The following is a 16,070-nucleotide window of genomic DNA, read 5'->3' as shown; positions in this document are numbered from 1 at the left end:
GACGTTTCCTCAGAGCCTGCGTTTAATTGGACCTTGAGGAGCGGTTTACCCCGATGAGCGCAGACGCCAAACCATCCCCCGACGTCAACCCGAAGGGCGTCGACCCCGAAGCGAACGCCCGCGAGGTGCTGGATCCGAAGAAGGCCCTCGTGCCCGCCACGGTGAAGGTCAATGAGCAGCGCGTGGCGCGGGGCTTCTGGCCGAAGATCCGCAAGGTGGCCGCCAAGGTCCCGTTCGCGGCCGACGCCCTGTCGCTGTGGTGGTGCGCCAAGGATCCCACCACGCCGACCGCCGCCAAGGGCATGATGCTGGCGGCCCTGGCCTATTTCGTGCTGCCGACCGACGCCATCCCGGATGTGCTGCCGGCCATCGGCTTCACCGACGACGCCGCCGTCATCGCGGCCCTGATCGCCATCGTCGGCAAGAACCTCAAACCCCGCCACAAGGACGAGGCCCGGACCTTCCTCGCCAAGCTGGGTGCGGATGACTGACCTTCGGCTGTGGGCCGTGGCCGGGCTCTGCGCGGTGCTGTACGGCCTGGTCCTGGTTCAGCGGCCGCCGTCGTTCCTGCGGACCCTGGTCAAGACGCTCGCCGTGGGGGCGCTGTCGGTGCTGGCCTATCTGGAGGGCGGCGGGCCGGGGCTGGCGATCGCCCTGGCCCTGTGCGCGCTCGGCGACGCCTTCCTCGCCGGCGATCCCAAGCGCTGGCTGCCGTTCGGCCTGGCCGCCTTCCTGGCGGGCCATGGGGTCTATGTCGTGCTGTTCTGGCGCGAGCGAGGTCCGGCCGGGGCGGCGTTCTGGATCGCCGCGCCCCTGGTCGTCCTGGCCGCCGCGACCCTGCTGGCGAGGCTTTGGACGTCGCTGGGCGCCTTGAAGCCGGCCGTCGTCCTCTATGTTCTGGCCATCGTCGCGATGGTCTCGACGAGCTTGCTGCTGCCGCGCCTGGGCTGGCCGGCCACCGTCGGAGCCCTGGCCTTCATGGCCTCCGACGCCATCCTGTCGTTCGACCTGTTCAAGGGCGCCAAGCTGGCCGGCTCGCCCCGCCTGACGGCCTGGGCGGTGTGGTTCCTGTACTTCGTCGGCCAGGCGATGATCACCTGGGGGATGTTGCGCTAGCAGCTTTGGCCCGCCGACGTCGCCCCCCGCCGTGTCAGTGCGCGCCCAGCATGTCCGGCGTCACCGCCTCTAGATCCGCTGCGCCTGTCGTCACCGCCGCCAGCTGCCCTGGCACGCTGGCCAGCACGGCCTCGCCATAGACCCGCGCCAGCGTCAGCCGCAGGCCCTCGGGTTCGGCCAGGGCGCCCTTGGCCAGCATCCAGCCGCCGACCGTGTCGCCCAGCAGCTTCAGATAGGCCGTCGCGCCAGAAAGGGCGTCGGGTATGGCCCGGGCCCGGCGCTCGATCAGCCAGGCGGTGGCGGAACCGGCCGCGTCCAGCGCCGCCTTGAAACGCAGGGCGAAGCCGCCCAGCGCGCCGCCGGCGGCCTCAAGCGCTTCCTGGGTGTCGCGCATGTCGTCCATCAGGTCGGCGATCGCCTGGCCTTCCGACAGGGGGAGCTTGCGGCCGATCAGGTCGATGGCCTGGATGCCGTTGGCGCCCTCGTAGATCGGGGCGATGCGGGCGTCGCGATAGTGCTGGGCCGCGCCGGTCTCCTCGATGAAGCCCATGCCGCCGTGCACCTGCACGCCCTGGGAGGCGACCTCGACGCCGACGTCGGTGGACCAGGCCTTGGCGATCGGGGTCAGCAGTTCCTCACGCAGCTTGGCGGTCGCGCGCTCTTCCTCGGTGGCGGCGTGGGTGGAGAGGTCGGCGGCCACGGCCGTGGACAGGCAGATCCCACGCGCCGCCTCGATCTTCGCCTTCATCAGCACCAGGGTCCTGCGGATGTCGGGATGGTCGTAGAGCCGCGAGGGATGGGCTCCGGTCCAGGCCGAGCGGCCTTGCGTCCGCTCCAGCGAGAAGTCCAGCGCCTGCTGGTAGGCCCGCTCGGCGATGGCGGTCCCCTGGGCGCCGACCTGCAGCCGCGCGGCGTTCATCATCGTGAACATGTGAGCCAGGCCCTGGCCCAACTGGCCGACCAGTTCGGCCTTGGCCCCCTCGTACAGCATCACGCAGGTCGGCGAGCCGTGGATGCCCAGCTTGTGCTCCAGTCCGCCGACCCGCAGGGCGTTGGCCGCGCCCGGGCCGCCGGCCTCGTCGACCAGAACCTTGGGAGCCAGGAACAGCGAGATGCCCTTGACGCCGGGCGGGGCGTCGGGCGTGCGGGCCAGCACCAGGTGCAGGATGTTGTCGGCCGCGTCGTGGTCGCCCCAGGTGATGAAGATCTTCTGGCCCGACAGGCTGTAGCCGCCGTTCCCGTCCGGCGTGGCCATCGTCGTCAGGGCGCCCAGGTCCGAGCCGGCCTGGGGCTCGGTCAGGTTCATGGTCCCGGTCCATTCGCCCGACACCAGGCGAGGCAGGTAGAGCGACTTCTGGCGGTCTGAGCCGTGGTGGGTCAGGGCCTCGATGGCGCCCAGGCTCAGCATCGGGCACAGGCCGAACGCCATGTTGGCGGCCTGGACCATTTCCAGCACCGCCACCTCCAGGGTTTTCGGCAGGCCCTGGCCGCCGTGCTCGGGCGCGGCCGCCAGGCTGGTCCAGCCGTCCTGGGCGAACCGGTGGTAGGCGTCGGCGAAGCCCGGCGCGGTGCGGACGACACCGTTTTCGAGCTTCGCGCCGACCAGGTCTCCGCCTCGGTTCAGCGGGGCCAGCACCTCGCTGGCGAACGCTCCCGCCGCCTCGAGCACCGCGCTGACCGTGTCGGCGTCGGCCTCCGGGAAGGCGGTCGCCAGGCGGTCGAACCCGGCCACGTGCTTCAGGGCGAAGGCGAGGTCGCGGCCGGGCGCGCGGTAGGTCATGGGACGTGTCCGATCTGGCGGCGGATAGGTGAACTTCGTTTAGATGCCGCGACGCCCCCTGCAAAGTCGATTGGATCACGGCTTCGTGAAGGGCGGTCCCTTCCGCGCCGGGCCAAGCTTCCTAAGTTGGGGGATCAGCAACTGCTGTTATTACAGTTTGGAGACTGTCCCCATGAACCGCCGCATCGCCTCCTCGCTCTTTAGGGGCGCCTTCCTGGCCGGCGCTCTTCTGACCGCGTCCGCCGCCCTGCCGGTCGTGGCCTCCGCCCAGGTCGCGAGCGATCCGGCCGCCGCGCCCGCCGGAACCTGGACGCTCGACAAGCGCCACGCCAGCCTGACGATGAAGGTCACGCACTTCGGCACGTCGCACTACACCTTCCGCTTCGCCCAGGGCGCCATCGACGGTTCGTACGCCTACGACCCGGCCAAGCCGCTGGACACCAAGGTGTCGATCACCATTGACGCCACCAAGGTCGACACCGGCCTGCCGGACTTCGACAAGGAAATCGGCACGGACGCGAAGTTCTTCAACGGGACCCAGTATCCGAAGATCACCTTCGTCTCGACCAAGGTCGAGCCGGGCAAGCTGACCGGCGACTTGACCTTCCGCGGCGTGACCAAGCCGGTCACCCTGGACGTCAAGTACAACGGCTACGCCAAGACCCCGTTCGGCTCGCAGATCATGGGCTTCTCGGCCACCGGCAAGATCAAGCGCTCGGACTTCGGCTTCACCCACCTCGTGCCGATGGTCAGCGACGACGTCGACCTGGCGATCGAAGCTGAGTTCAATCCGAAGAAATAAGCTAGACCTCCTCATCCTGAGGCGCCCGCGCGGCGGGCCTCGAAGGACGCACGGCTTTCACGCTGCGTCCTTCGAGGCTCGACCAAAGGGTCGAGCCCCTCAGGAAGAGGCGCGCTAATGGATCTGCTAAGACCCGACCCGAGACGAGGACGACCATGACCGCCGAAGCGCCTATCGAGACCCCTTCGGCGGGTCGCCCCGTCCGGTACACGACCGTCGCCGTCGTCCTGCACTGGCTGATCGCCGCCGCCATCGTCTTCCAGATTATCCTGGGCTGGCGGATGGGCGACGAGCCCAAGGGGCCGGCCACCTACGCCATCTTCCAACTGCACAAGTCGATCGGGATCACCATCCTGCTGCTCAGCCTGGCGCGTCTGGCCTGGCGGCTGTTCCATCGGCCGCCGCCGCATCCGGTCACCCAGGCCCGCTGGGAGACGATCGCCTCCAAGATCGTGCACGCGGGCTTCTACGTGATCATGATCGGCCTGCCGCTGACCGGCTGGATCATCGTCTCGGCCAGCCGGCTGACCATCCCGACCGTGCTGTATGGCGCGATCCCCTGGCCGCACCTGCCGTTCCTGCCCGAGCTGGCGGCCGGTCCCAAGCACCTGTGGCACGAGATCGGCGAGAACGCCCACGGCCTGCTGGTCAAGCTGACCTACGGCCTGTTGGCCCTGCACCTGGGGGCGGTGGCCAAGCACCAGATCCTCGACCGCGACGCGGTATTGGGCCACATGGCGCCGGGCGCCAAGCCCGGCTGGCTGGAGCCGCGCGCCTGGCTGGCCGCCGCCGGCCTGGTCGCCGTGGTCTTCGCCGGCTACGCCTACAGGCCGGCGCTGAAGGCCAAGGCCCCGGCCGCCCCGGCAGACATCGCCGACGCCCAGGCCGGCACGCCCAGCGCCGAGCCCGCCGCCCCGGCCGAGGCCGCCACGGCCGCCCCGACCCCGATCACGCCGCCGGCCGAAACCGTCGCCCCGGCCGCGCCGGAGACGGCCCTGAAGGATCCCGTCGCCTGGGCCGTGGCCAAGGGCTCGACCCTGAACTTCACCGCCAGCTGGGCCGGCGACGCCATCGAGGGCCAGTTCAAGCGCTGGACGGCCGACATCCTGTTCTCGCCCGAGGCGCTGGACCGCTCCAAACTAACCGTCAGCATCGACATGGGCTCGGCCGCCACCGGCGACGACCAGCGCGATTCCAGCCTGCCCAGCGGGGACTTCTTCGACACGGCCGCCCATCCCAAGGCGACCTTCACGGCCAGCAAATTCCGCAAGACCGGCGAAGGCAAGTTCGTCGCCGACGGGACGCTGGACCTGCGCGGCGTCAAGAAGCCGGTCAGCCTGCCCTTCACCCTGAAGATCGATGGCGACACGGCCACGGCGCGCGGTGTAACCACCCTGGACCGGACGGCGTTCGGGGTTGGACAGGGCGAATGGGCGTCTACGGATCAGATCGGCGGCAAGGTGAAGGTCAACTTCGCCATCACAGCCAAGCGGAAATAGCGGCCGCCGCCCGGGCGCTGGCGGACGGCGCCCTGGTGCTGCTGCCGACCGAGACGGTCTACGGCCTGGGCGCCGACGCCGCCAACCCCGCGGCCGTGGCCGCGATCTTCGAGGCCAAGGGCCGCCCGCGCTTCAACCCGCTGATCGCCCATGTCCACGACGCGGAGACCGCGGCCCGCATCGCCGTCTTCGACGACCGCGCCCTGGCGCTAGCCGCCGCCTTCTGGCCGGGACCGCTGACGATCGTCGCCCCGATCCGCGACGTGGCCGCCGTCTGCGACCTGGCCCGGGCGGGACTGGACACCGTGGCCATCCGCGTGCCGAGTCATCCGCTGTCGCGCGCCGTGCTGGCCGCGTTCGGCGGGCCGGTGGTCGCGCCGTCGGCCAACCGCTCGGGCCGGCCCAGCCCGACCACCTTCGCCGACGCCTTCGCCGAGACCGGCGACAAGGCCGCCGCCGCCCTGGACGGCGGACCCTGCGCGGTGGGCCTGGAATCCACCGTCGTCGCCGTGCTCGACGGTCCGGTCCGCCTGCTGCGCCCTGGCGCCGTGACCAGGGCCCAGCTGGAGGCGGTGGTGGGACCGCTGGCCCCGGCCGACGACGACGCCAAGCGCTCGCCCGGCCGCCTGGCCCTGCACTACGCGCCCGACGCGCCCGTGCGGATCGAGGCGACCGCGCCGCGCGAGGGCGAGGCGTTCCTGGCGTTCGGGCCGTGGCCGACGGGGGAGGGGGTGTTCAACCTCAGCCCCTCGGGCGATCTCGCGGAGGCGGCGGCTAAGCTGTTCGCGTTCATGCGCGCCGCCGACCGGACCAGGCCCGCCGGCATCGCCGTCGCCCCGATCCCGGACGAGGGCCTGGGCGAGGCGATCAACGACCGTCTGAGACGGGCGGCCGGGTTCGTGGGATAAGAGCCGATGAAATTCCGCATCATGTACCTCGAAGACAAGTCCAAGGGCCTGAACGGTCCGGCCCGGATCGGGCGGGTCAGGCTCTCCAAGACCGGCGAGACCCTCTACTACGCCGGCCGCACCTTCGAGGCGCTGCGGAACTCGGGCCTGAAGGCCAATTTCAGCGACGCCGAGACCGGCCAGCCCTTCTGGATCGCCAAGGCCCGCAAGGGCGGCGACGACCGGCTCTACAAGGGCGCGGGCGATCCGCCGGTGATCGACGACGACGTGCGCGAGGAATACTGGCGCGACGTCCGGGGCATGCCGGATCCGGTGGGGGGCTAGGATCCGCGGACGACGGCGAGATGAGCGCCCGGGAGCCGCCCTCGTCCTTCGACAAGCTCAGGATGAGGGCTACTGTTGCGACGTCGGCACTCGAATTCCTCATCCTGAGCTTGTCGAAGGACGAGGCATTCGCGTCGTGACGCCTAGGAGCCATGGCCCCTAGTCCAGCGCCGAGCGGACGTCGGTCAGCGGAAAGTCGTCGCCTTTGTAGAGCAGGGGCGCGTCCAGCGACTTGGCCAGGGCGTAGGCGAAGCAGTCGGCCAGATTCAGGCGGGCGGGATGGCGGTCCTTGCCGAACTGGAGATAGGCTTCGAGCGCAGCCGCTTCTATCGCGGGCTCGCGCGCGACCTGGACACGGTAGGCGGTGAGCCAGGCGCCGATCGTGTCGCGCGAGGTGAACAGCTTGTGCGTGGTCAGCACGACGCCTGTCTCGACGTAGTTCATAGGCGAGATCAGGATTTCGTTGGCGGCTTCCAGGGCGTGGATAAACGGGCCTCGGTCTGGCTCGCGCAAGGCGATGGCGACCAGGGCCGAGCTATCGACGACAAGCCTCATTCGTCGTCCAGGCCAGGGATCTCGTTAATCTCGTCGAAGTCGGCCTTGGTGATCGGCGGGATGAGACCGGCGCGCGCTTCCGGCGTCAGGTATTTCCAGGTGATCGCGTCCATTTCCGCGACGCTGCGCGGCTTGTGGCGTGGAGCCGCTGCGCGTTTGGCCTCCAACCGCTCCTTCACCGCGACTTCGACGGCGGTGGTCAGGCTCTCGCCGGTCAGTTCGGCCAGTTCGCGCACCGCGCGTTCGGCCTCGGGGTTCTTGATTAGGATGCCCATGCCGGTCTCCGTATAGACGGCAGTATATACTGACAGCGACCGCCCAGAAAGCGTATCCTCCCCGCCCATGACCAAGCCTGTTCCCGCCGACACCCTGTCCCGCCTGAAGGCCGTGCTCGGCGAAGGCGGGTGGAGCCAGGATCCCGACCGCCTGGCCCCCAAGCTGCAGGAATGGCGCGGCCGCTGGACCGGCCAGACGCCGCTGCTGGCCCTGCCCCGCTCCACGGCGCAGGTCGCGGCGGTGGTCGGCGTCTGCGCGGCCGACGGCGTGGCCATCACTCCGCAGGGCGGCAACACCGGCCTGGTCGCCGGCCAGATCCCGCGCGGAGAGATCCTGCTCTCGACCGAGAAGCTGACGGCCGTGCGCGACGTCGACGCCTTCGACGACGTGATGGTGCTGGAGGCGGGGGTGACCCTGGCCAGGGCCCACGAGGTCGCCCTGTCGGTCAACCGCCGCTTCCCGCTGAGCCTGGCCTCGGAGGGCTCGTGCACGATCGGCGGCCTGGCCTCGACCAATGCCGGCGGCACGGCGGTGCTGCGCTATGGCGTGATGCGCGACCAGATCCTGGGGATCGAAGCGGTGCTGCCCAACGGCGAGGTCTGGAACGGCCTCAAGCGGCTGCGCAAGGACAACACCGGCTATGACCTCAAGCACCTGCTGATCGGGGCCGAGGGCACGCTGGGGATCATCACCGCCGCCAGCCTGAAGCTCTATCCGCGGCTGGCCTCGCGCTGCGTGGCCATCGCCGCCGTCGCCACGCCGCACGACGCCATCGCCCTGCTGGCCCGGGCCAAGGACGAGACCGGGGGCGCGGTCGAGGCCTTCGAGCTGATGAGCCGCCTGGGCGTGGCCTTCGCCCTGAAGAACATCCCCGGCCTGCGCGAACCGCTGGCGGCGGTGCACCCCTGGTACGTGTTGGTCGAGACCGCCTCGGGCGAACCCGGCGCGGCCGAGGCGGCCATGGAACGGCTTCTCGCCGGGGCGCTGGAGCGCGGCCTGATCCAGGACGCGGCTGTCGCGCAATCCGACGCCCAGGCGCACGCCTTCTGGGCGGTGCGCGAAAACCAGTCCGGCGGCCAGAAGCCCGAGGGCGCGGCCTGGAAGCACGACGTCTCGGTGCCCGTCTCCAAGGTCGCCGACTTCATCGACCAGGCCACGGCGGCGGTGGAGGGGCTGTCGCCCGGCGTGCGGGTCGTGGCCTTCGGCCATGTCGGCGACGGCAACGTCCACTACGACGTGCTGCGGCCGGACGGCGGTTCGGACGACGCTCATGACACCCTGCGCGACGCGGGCGCGCGGATCGTCCACGACATCGTCGCGGCGATGGACGGCTCGATCAGCGCCGAGCACGGCCTGGGGACGATGAAGTCGGCCGAGGCCCTGCGCTACAAGAGCGCCGTCGAGATCGAGGCCCTGCGCGCCATCCGCGCGGCCCTGGACCCGACGCGGATCATGAACCCGCGCGTGCTGTTCTAGCGTTCGGACCGGGTTCTAAGCCGCGCCGTCCGTCTGCTTCGCCGCCAGGGCCGCCTTCCGGGCGCGCCGGACGCTGACGCACACGAAGATCGAGGCCAGGGCGCCGACCGGGATCGTGGCCTTGTAGAAGCCGGGCTGCTGGCCCGGACCCAGCAGGTTGATCGCCATAGGCAGGAAGCCCCACTCGCCCGTCGAGGCCCGCATCCAGAACGCCCCGATGCCGACGAAGCACAGCACCGCCCAGGCGATGCGCCACTTCAGCCCCGGCGTGCGGATCACCAGGAACAGGCCCACGAACATCACCAGCGGGCAGGTCAGGGCGGCCAGGAGGCCAAGAAGCGGGGGCATCGGTCATGGTCCGGCGAAAGGGCGGGCAACATCGCGGCGGGCGGGCCCATTGTCCAGCCTCGCACTAGCCCTGGCCGTCCTGAGCCTCTATCTGCACCGCCATGCTGATGGTCATCTCTCCCGCCAAGTCGCTGGACTTCACCGCGCCCGACGAGGTCCTGCCGCTCACCACGCCAGAGCTGAAGCCCCAGATCGCGGAGCTGGCCAAGGCGACGCGCAAGCTGACGGTCGCCGACCTGCGCCGGCTGATGCACATCTCCGAGAAGCTGGCGGTGCTGAACCATGCGCGTTTCCAGGACTTCGACGCCCAGGTCGAGGACGGCCTGCAGGCGGTGATCGCCTTCAACGGCGACGTCTATGCCGGGCTGAACGCCCGCGAGCTGGATCGTCCGGCCCTGGACTGGGCCCAGGACCACCTGCGGATCCTGTCGGGCCTGTATGGCGTGCTGCGGCCGCTGGATGCCCTGCAGGCCTACCGCCTGGAGATGGGCACGCGGCTGAAGACCAAGCGTGGCGCCAACCTCTACGACTTCTGGGGCGAGACCATCGCCAAGACCCTCAATGTCGCCGCCCAGGAGCACACTGACCCGACCCTGGTGAACCTGGCCAGCCAGGAATATTTCGGCGCCGTCGACGCCAAGGCCCTCAAGCTGCCGACCGTGACCTGCCACTTCAAGGAAGAGAAGGGCAACACCCTGCGGGTGCTGGGCTTCTTCGCCAAGAAGGCCCGCGGCCGCATGGCCAGGTTCGCGATCGACAACCGGATCGACCGGGCCGACGACCTCAGGGCCTTCGACCTGGACGGCTACCGCTACCGCGCCGACCTCTCGACCCCGGCAGACTGGGTTTTCGCTCGCCTCCAGCCCTGAATTCATCTATCGGTGAAATTATATAGGCTGCGCTGATCGCCGGTGTACTTGGGCGAGCGCCAGCTGTATGTTGCGCTGCAACATGGTGTGCGGTGAGCGCAAGGAGAGGCCGATGGCCGTGGATTTCGGTTTGCAGGGGCAGGTCGCGATCGTGACCGGTTCGACCAGCGGCATTGGCCACGCCATGGCCGACGCCTTGGCCGCACAGGGCGTCAACATCGTCCTCAATGGCCTGGGCGAGATGACCGCCATCGAGAAGACCCGCGCCGCCCTGGCCGAGAAGCATGGCGTCGAGGTGCTCTACAACGGCGCCGACATGACCAAGCCCGGCCAGATCGCCGAGATGGTGGCCGCGGCCAAGGCCGAGTTCGGCGAGCTGGACATCCTGGTCAACAACGCCGGCGTCCAGCACGTGGCCCCGATCGAGGACTTCCCGGTCGACCAGTGGGACCTGATCATCGCCATCAACCTGTCGTCAGCCTTCCACGCCACGCGCGCGGCCGTGCCGATTATGAAGGAGCAGGGGCGCGGACGGATCGTCAACATCGCCTCGGCCCACGGTCTGGTCGCCTCGCCGTTCAAGAGCGCCTATGTGGCCGCCAAGCACGGCATCCTGGGCCTGACCAAGACCGTCGCGCTGGAGACCGCCACCTTCGGGATCACCTGCAACGCCATCTGCCCGGGGTTCGTGAAGACCCCGCTGGTCGAGGCCCAGATCGTCGACCAGGCCAAGGCCCGGGGGATCTCGGAAGAGGCGGTGATGAAGGACGTGATCCTGGCCGCCCAACCGACCAAGCAGTTCGTCACCTTCGACCAGTTGAACGGCATGCTGCTGTACCTGGTTTCCGACGCGGGGGCCTCGGCCAACGGCGCGGCCTTCAGCATCGACGGCGGCTGGACGGCGCAGTAGCGGTCATCGCGCCGGGGACATGCCCTTGCGGCGTGTCGCCTGATCAGGCTCGGTGATTTCTGATGGGGACACGCCGCAAGGGCATGTCCCCGGCCATGGATCGAGAACGCCCCATGCCCATCCCGCCGTTCAAGAAGAAGCCTTCCGGTCCCCGGCCCATCGCCCTGGCCCTGCAGGGCGGCGGCTCGCACGGGGCGTTCGAGTGGGGCGTGCTGGACCGCCTGCTCGAGGAGGAGCACCTGGAGATCCAGGCGGTGACCGCCGCCTCGGCCGGGGCGATGAACGCCGTCTGCCTGGCCCAGGGGCTGATCGACGGCGGCCGCGACGGGGCCAAGGCTCGGCTCGAACGGTTCTGGAAGCAGGTCAACCGCAACGGCGGCCGCAACGTGTTCGGCGACACCAGCATCTGGACCAACGCCTTCGCCGGCGGGGCCGACTGGCTCAAGAACAGCCCCGGCTGGCGGCTGGCCGAGACCTTCGCCCTGTCGATGAGCCCCTACGAGTTCAATCCGTTCAACCTGAACCCGCTGCATGACGCCCTGGAAGGCGAGATCGATTTCAAGGCCCTGCGCGAGCGATCGCCGATCAAGCTGTACATCGCCGCCACCCAGGTGCGCACCAGCCGGTCCAAGGTGTTCCGCGAGACCGAGCTGACCGCCCGCCACATCCTGGCCAGCGCCTGCCTGCCCCAGGTGTTCCAGGCGGTGGAGATCGACGGCGAGCCCTACTGGGACGGCGGGTTCCTGGCCAATCCGCCGCTGTGGCCGCTGTTCTACGACGATACGCCCGACGACATCCTGCTGGTCAGCCTCAACCCGTTCGTCCGCGACGAGACGCCCAAGACGCCGGGCGAGATCATGGACCGGCTGAACGAGATCACCTTCAACGCCGCCCTGGCCAGCGAGCTGCGGGCCATCGGCTTCGTACAGAAGCTGCTGGACGAAGGCCTGCTGAAGGACAACGCCCGCGGCCGCTACCGGCGGATGCTGATGCACGCCATCACCGCCGACAACGCCCTGGCCGACCTGTCGCTGGGCAGCAAGTTCGACACCGAATGGGGCTTCCTGACCGACCTTCGGGAGCGCGGATACAAGGCCGCCGACGACTGGCTGGGCCATTGCCTGACCCAGGTCGGGGTCAGTTCCAGCCTGGACCTGAGGGCGGGGTTTCCGTGATGAGGTCGGGGACAGGCGCATGCGCCTGTCCCCGGTCGCCGTATCCCCAACGGCTTGACGCGGTCCGAACGGAGCGTATCTGACGCCCATGTCTCGCGCTTCCGCCGCCGTCGCTCCTGCAGCTTCCGAGTTCCCTGTCCCCACCGTCGGCGTCGTGTGCCTGCGTGGCGACCATGTGCTGCTGATCAAGCGCGGCACGCCGCCGCGCCTGGGCCAGTGGAGCCTGCCCGGCGGCCGACTGGAGCGCGGCGAGACCACGGCCGTGGCCGCCTTGCGCGAACTGGCCGAGGAGACCGGCGTCCAGGCGCAGTTGCTGGGCCTGATCGACGTGGTCGACGGCCTGTTCACCTCGCCGGCCACGGGCGAGACCACCCGCCACTACGTGATGATCGACTACGCGGCGCGGTGGATCTCGGGCGAACCGGTGGCCGGCGACGACGCGGCCGAGGCCCGGTTCGTGCCGCTGGAGGAGGCGCTGGCCATGGTGGAGTGGGACGTGACCCGCCAGGTGATCGCCGAGACGTTCGAGCGGTTCGGCGGATAGCCGTCCCTCTGAAGGGACAGCGTGTGCCGACCGTCAGGGTTGAGGCTAAAGCTGGACCGTGTCGTCTAAAAAATGTCCATATAAATTAGCCGCTTGCGGAACCCTTCGACCGGTGACAAGCTTTTTCTGCCGACAGCCTGCGCATCAGACCGGGGCGTCGCCAGAGGAAACGACGGATGACTCCGCAAGACATCGCGGGCCTGGCCCCGCCCAGAGGCATGCTGGCCCTGATCGCGATGATCCTGACCACGATGGCCGCCTGTTTCTGGACGTCGGAGGCCGAGGTCCAGCCGGACGCCCTGCGGCGGGATTGAGGTTACCGGAGACCTCGAAATCAGGTCTGCACCTCCGGCAGCATCCGTTGAAAGTGCGCCTCGACCTGGTCGTGGCATTCGCAGGCCCGGCGCTCCAGGCGAGGCCGATCGAGGATCTCGATACGGCCGCGACCGGTCCGGATCAGACCCTCGTCCTGCAGGGCCTTGGCCACAGCGGTGACCGTGGTGCGCTGCACGCCCAGCATGTCGGCCAGGGTCTCCTGGGTCAGGCGGATCGTGGCGTCGTTGGCCCGGTCGTGGGTCGACAGCAGCCAGCGGCACAGGCGCTGGTCGATGCTGTGCAGGGCGTTGCAGGCCGAGGACTGCATCATCTGGGCCAGCAGCACGTCGGCATAGCGGGCGAACAGGTCGGCCAGGGCCGGCGAGCGCAGCTTGGCCTCCTCCAGCCGATGGGTGGGAATGCCGAGCGCGGCGCCGGGGATGCGGACCACGGCGCGGCCGTAGGCGGGCTTGAAGCCGGCGCTGACGATGCCGCCGATCGCCCCTTCGCGACCGATCGAGGCGACCTCGATCTCGTCGCCGTCACGGGTGATCACCAGCAGCGAGATCATGGTCGAGTAGCAGGGCAGGACGGTCTCGACGACGTCGTCGCCGGCGTCGAACAGGGTCTGGCCGGTGGTCAGGGCCCGGGGCGACAGGTGCGGCGCCAGCATCGCCAGATCGTCGGGGCGCAGGGCCGCCAGCAGGCGATTGCCGGCGCAGCCCGGCGGCAGGGTCGCGCCCATGACAGACAGTTCAGCGGTATCGGCCACGTTCGCCTCCTGAAAAACAGCCGAGCTTTCTCAGGAGCAAAGCGCACGACGAGGTGATCAGTTTCCTGATCGCCCTCGCGCCCGCTTGAAGTTCAGCTCAGCAGGGTCGGCTTGTGCAACTGGCCGGTGTCGTCCTGCAGATGCATGCGGACCGGAAGGCCCACGCCGGTCACCTGTTCGGCCAGGCGGCGGGCCGCGGTCTCGGCCTGTCGACGGGTGGTGTAGGCGCCAACTCGAAGCTGGTCGCCGATGATGGCCCAGGTCTCCCCAACGCGGACCACTCCATAGTGCACTTCAGCCATGACGACCTCCCTGCGCGTGTTGTTCCCCACGTTATCCACAGGGTCGCTCCGATCGATGGCCTTCGCAAGGCCTGTCGGAGTCTTTTGTGCATCCACACGGTTAACCCCAGACGCCGAGGCCGTGACAGCACCCTTTCCCGTGGCGATAATGCGGTGATGAAACGCCTGTCGCTCAACGCCTTGCTCGCGCTTTACGTCTTGGCCGGAGGGCTTGTCGCGAGCGGCGCCGCCCTGGCCCAGGACCGAAGCCCGGCGGAACGCCAGACCCTGCTCGACCTGGCCTTCACCCTGGGCGAGAGCCACGCCCTGCGGCAGGTCTGCGAAGGGGCAGGCGACCAGTACTGGCGGGCGCGGATGATGCGGCTGGTCGAGGTGGAGAAGGCCGACCAGGCCTTCGACGCCCAGCTGCGCGACCGGTTCAACACCGGCTTCGCCGCCGGCCAGGGCCAGTTCACCGAATGCGGCGAAGCCAGCCTGCGGGCCGAGCAGCAGGCGGCCGTCAAGGGGCGGACCCTGGCGGCCCGGCTGGCCCGCTCGATGCGGACCCGGACGCCTTCGGACCAAGCGGCGCCGGATTCCGTGGCGGACAACTGAGCCACGCGCTAGGGTCTTCCATCGGTTGTGGGAGGCTATCCAGTGCTGTCTTTCCTTGTTCCGCTGGTGCTCGTGGCGCTGGCGCTGTTCCTTGTCGTCAACGTCATCAAGATCGTGCCGCAGGGGCGCGAGTTCACCGTCGAGCGGTTCGGCCGCTACACCCGCACGCTCAAGCCCGGCATCAGCATCCTGACCCCCTTCGTCGAGAGCATCGGCCGGCGGGTCAACATGATGGAGCAGGTGCTGGACGTCCCCCAGCAGGAGGTCATCACCAAGGACAACGTCTCGGTGAAGGTCGACGCCATCGTCTTCATCCAGGTGATGGACGCCTCGCTGGCCGCCTACCGGGTCGACAACCTGATGTACGCCATCACCCAGCTGGCCCAGACCAACCTGCGCACCGTGGTCGGCTCGATGGAGCTGGACGAGGTGCTCAGCCAGCGCGACCAGATCAACACCCGGCTGCTGTCGACCATCGACCACGCCACCGGCCCCTGGGGGGTGAAGGTGGCGCGGATCGAGATCAAGGACCTGACTCCGCCGGCCGACATCACCAACGCCATGGCCCGGCAGATGAAGGCCGAACGCGAGCGTCGCGCCGTGATCACCGAGGCCGAGGGCGAGAAGCAGTCGCAGATCGCCCGCGCCGAGGGCCAGAAGCAGTCGGCCATCCTGCAGGCGGAGGGCCGGCGCGAAGCCGCCTTCCGTGACGCCGAGGCCCGCGAGCGGGAAGCTGAAGCGGAAGCCAAGGCGACGGCCTTCGTGTCGGAGGCCATCTCCAAGGGTGACGTCAACGCCATCAACTACTTCATCGCCCAGAAATACGTCGAAGCCTTCGGCGACCTGGCCCGTTCGCCCAACGCCAAGACGGTGATCGTGCCCGCCGACTTCGCCGGCCTGACCGGCACGGTGGCCGGCGTCGCCGAGCTGGTGAAGACCCTGGGCGGCAACGAGGCGCCGCGCGCCGCCGTGCCGCCGACCAAGCCGCCGCGCGGAGCGTGACGCCATGCACGGCCTGATGCTGTTCTACGCCACCCATCCCTTCTGGGTCTGGCTGGCGGTCGCGGCGATCTTCCTGGCGGTCGAGGTGGCGACGGGCACCGGCTGGCTGCTGTGGCCGGCCGCCAGCGCCTTCCTGGTGGGGCTGCTGACCCTGGTCGCGCCCCTGGGCCTGCCGGTCGGGCTCGTGCTGTTCGCGGTGCTGACCATCGCGACCACCTACCTGGCCCGGCGGTTCCTCAAGCCGGTGCTGGACGCCAAGACCCCCGACCTCAACGACCCGTCGCTGCGCCTGGTCGGCCGCGACGGGGAGGTGCTGGACGCCTTCGTCAACGGCAAGGGCCGGGTGTTCGTCGACGGCAAGGAATGGGCCGCGGTCGCGCCGGACGGCGAACCGCCGGCGGCGGGGCAGAAGGTGCTGGTCGTGGCCGTCGACGGCGCGGTGCTGACGGTGAAGTGACGAGGCCGGGGACACGCCCTTGCGGCGTGTCCCCACCTTCACGCGT

Annotated in this window: 21 protein-coding genes; 15 read left to right on the top strand and 6 right to left on the bottom strand. The window is 69.4% G+C overall.

Annotation, left to right across the window (positions count from 1 at the left end; translation table 11 throughout):
* Positions 1-53: 53 nt before the first annotated feature.
* Positions 54-491 carry a YkvA family protein gene (locus G3M57_RS23030; RefSeq protein ID WP_056756843.1) on the top strand — a complete coding sequence of 146 codons (438 nt, stop codon included), beginning with the start codon at positions 54-56 and terminating at the stop codon, positions 489-491.
* Positions 484-1,116 (top strand): lysoplasmalogenase family protein, encoded by a 633-nt coding sequence (locus tag G3M57_RS23025; RefSeq protein WP_163233211.1) that lies wholly within the window; start codon positions 484-486, stop codon positions 1,114-1,116. Before G3M57_RS23030 ends, G3M57_RS23025 begins: the two co-directional genes overlap by 8 nt.
* Positions 1,117-1,150: 34 nt before the next feature.
* Here the strand turns inward: G3M57_RS23025 and G3M57_RS23020 are convergent, their stop codons facing one another.
* Positions 1,151-2,896, bottom strand: coding sequence for an acyl-CoA dehydrogenase (locus G3M57_RS23020; RefSeq protein WP_163233210.1), 1,746 nt, complete (start codon positions 2,894-2,896; stop codon positions 1,151-1,153).
* A 172-nt stretch (positions 2,897-3,068) separates the two neighbouring features.
* Here G3M57_RS23020 and G3M57_RS23015 point away from each other — a divergent pair, with 172 nt between their 5' ends.
* The 4 genes from G3M57_RS23015 to G3M57_RS23000 all read left to right on the top strand — a co-directional run bounded on the left by G3M57_RS23015 (position 3,069) and on the right by G3M57_RS23000 (position 6,429).
* The gene (locus G3M57_RS23015) at positions 3,069-3,698 is read left to right on the top strand and encodes a YceI family protein (RefSeq protein WP_163233209.1); all 630 of its coding nucleotides are present in this window, start codon (positions 3,069-3,071) and stop codon (positions 3,696-3,698) included.
* Between the two features lie 155 nt (positions 3,699-3,853).
* The gene (locus tag G3M57_RS23010) at positions 3,854-5,197 is read left to right on the top strand and encodes a YceI family protein (protein WP_163233208.1); all 1,344 of its coding nucleotides are present in this window, start codon (positions 3,854-3,856) and stop codon (positions 5,195-5,197) included.
* Positions 5,128-6,105 (top strand): L-threonylcarbamoyladenylate synthase, encoded by a 978-nt coding sequence (locus G3M57_RS23005; RefSeq protein WP_163233207.1) that lies wholly within the window; start codon positions 5,128-5,130, stop codon positions 6,103-6,105. The genes G3M57_RS23010 and G3M57_RS23005 overlap by 70 nt, the downstream gene beginning before the upstream one ends.
* Positions 6,106-6,111: 6 nt before the next feature.
* Positions 6,112-6,429 carry a 1-deoxy-D-xylulose-5-phosphate synthase gene (locus G3M57_RS23000; RefSeq protein ID WP_163233206.1) on the top strand — a complete coding sequence of 106 codons (318 nt, stop codon included), beginning with the start codon at positions 6,112-6,114 and terminating at the stop codon, positions 6,427-6,429.
* A 159-nt stretch (positions 6,430-6,588) separates the two neighbouring features.
* Here the strand turns inward: G3M57_RS23000 and G3M57_RS22995 are convergent, their stop codons facing one another.
* Positions 6,589-6,984: a type II toxin-antitoxin system VapC family toxin gene (locus tag G3M57_RS22995; protein ID WP_163233205.1), complete on the bottom strand. Its 396-nt coding sequence runs from the start codon at positions 6,982-6,984 to the stop codon at positions 6,589-6,591.
* The gene (locus tag G3M57_RS22990; RefSeq protein WP_167531082.1) at positions 6,981-7,259 is read right to left on the bottom strand and encodes a type II toxin-antitoxin system VapB family antitoxin; all 279 of its coding nucleotides are present in this window, start codon (positions 7,257-7,259) and stop codon (positions 6,981-6,983) included. The genes G3M57_RS22995 and G3M57_RS22990 overlap by 4 nt, the downstream gene beginning before the upstream one ends.
* A 67-nt stretch (positions 7,260-7,326) precedes the next feature.
* On the opposite strand from G3M57_RS22990, the gene G3M57_RS22985 reads away from it, so the two are divergent.
* The gene (locus tag G3M57_RS22985; RefSeq protein ID WP_163233203.1) at positions 7,327-8,736 is read left to right on the top strand and encodes an FAD-binding oxidoreductase; all 1,410 of its coding nucleotides are present in this window, start codon (positions 7,327-7,329) and stop codon (positions 8,734-8,736) included.
* Between the two features lie 15 nt (positions 8,737-8,751).
* Here G3M57_RS22985 and G3M57_RS22980 read toward each other — a convergent pair whose 3' ends face one another.
* The gene (locus tag G3M57_RS22980; RefSeq protein ID WP_056756858.1) at positions 8,752-9,084 is read right to left on the bottom strand and encodes a hypothetical protein; all 333 of its coding nucleotides are present in this window, start codon (positions 9,082-9,084) and stop codon (positions 8,752-8,754) included.
* Positions 9,085-9,185: 101 nt separating this feature from the next.
* Here G3M57_RS22980 and yaaA point away from each other — a divergent pair, with 101 nt between their 5' ends.
* The 5 genes from yaaA (at position 9,186) to G3M57_RS22955 (ending at position 12,896) form a co-directional block, all read left to right on the top strand.
* On the top strand, positions 9,186-9,953 hold the full coding sequence (gene yaaA, locus G3M57_RS22975; RefSeq protein WP_163233202.1) for a peroxide stress protein YaaA: 768 nt from the start codon (positions 9,186-9,188) through the stop codon (positions 9,951-9,953).
* Between the two features lie 112 nt (positions 9,954-10,065).
* Complete coding sequence (locus tag G3M57_RS22970; RefSeq protein ID WP_163233201.1) at positions 10,066-10,863, top strand: 3-hydroxybutyrate dehydrogenase; 798 nt, start codon at positions 10,066-10,068, stop codon at positions 10,861-10,863.
* 113 nt (positions 10,864-10,976) lie between these two features.
* Positions 10,977-12,038, top strand: a complete 1,062-nt coding sequence (locus G3M57_RS22965; protein ID WP_163233200.1) for a patatin-like phospholipase family protein — start codon at positions 10,977-10,979, stop codon at positions 12,036-12,038.
* 88 nt (positions 12,039-12,126) lie between these two features.
* Entirely contained in the window at positions 12,127-12,582 is a 456-nt protein-coding gene (locus tag G3M57_RS22960) for an NUDIX hydrolase (RefSeq protein WP_163233199.1), read from the top strand.
* Between the two features lie 176 nt (positions 12,583-12,758).
* Positions 12,759-12,896, top strand: a complete 138-nt coding sequence (locus tag G3M57_RS22955; RefSeq protein WP_163233198.1) for a hypothetical protein — start codon at positions 12,759-12,761, stop codon at positions 12,894-12,896.
* Positions 12,897-12,916: 20 nt separating this feature from the next.
* Here the strand turns inward: G3M57_RS22955 and G3M57_RS22950 are convergent, their stop codons facing one another.
* The gene (locus G3M57_RS22950) at positions 12,917-13,669 is read right to left on the bottom strand and encodes a Crp/Fnr family transcriptional regulator (protein WP_163233197.1); all 753 of its coding nucleotides are present in this window, start codon (positions 13,667-13,669) and stop codon (positions 12,917-12,919) included.
* Positions 13,670-13,761: 92 nt separating this feature from the next.
* Positions 13,762-13,971 (bottom strand): hypothetical protein, encoded by a 210-nt coding sequence (locus G3M57_RS22945; RefSeq protein ID WP_056756875.1) that lies wholly within the window; start codon positions 13,969-13,971, stop codon positions 13,762-13,764.
* Positions 13,972-14,127: 156 nt separating this feature from the next.
* On the opposite strand from G3M57_RS22945, the gene G3M57_RS22940 reads away from it, so the two are divergent.
* Genes G3M57_RS22940 through G3M57_RS22930 form a run of 3 tightly spaced genes read left to right on the top strand, consistent with a single transcriptional unit; the run spans position 14,128 to position 16,024 of the window.
* On the top strand, positions 14,128-14,565 hold the full coding sequence (locus G3M57_RS22940; protein WP_163233196.1) for a TIGR02301 family protein: 438 nt from the start codon (positions 14,128-14,130) through the stop codon (positions 14,563-14,565).
* A 45-nt stretch (positions 14,566-14,610) separates the two neighbouring features.
* Positions 14,611-15,567: an SPFH domain-containing protein gene (locus tag G3M57_RS22935; protein ID WP_057185673.1), complete on the top strand. Its 957-nt coding sequence runs from the start codon at positions 14,611-14,613 to the stop codon at positions 15,565-15,567.
* 4 nt (positions 15,568-15,571) lie between these two features.
* On the top strand, positions 15,572-16,024 hold the full coding sequence (locus G3M57_RS22930) for an NfeD family protein (protein ID WP_163233195.1): 453 nt from the start codon (positions 15,572-15,574) through the stop codon (positions 16,022-16,024).
* Positions 16,025-16,070 lie beyond the last annotated feature (46 nt).

The sequence above is a fragment of the Caulobacter rhizosphaerae genome (genome assembly GCF_010977555.1).
GTDB classification, from domain to species: domain Bacteria; phylum Pseudomonadota; class Alphaproteobacteria; order Caulobacterales; family Caulobacteraceae; genus Caulobacter; species Caulobacter rhizosphaerae.
The sequence above is the reverse complement of the archived record's forward strand: the minus strand, read 5'-3'. Positions and strand labels throughout refer to the sequence as shown.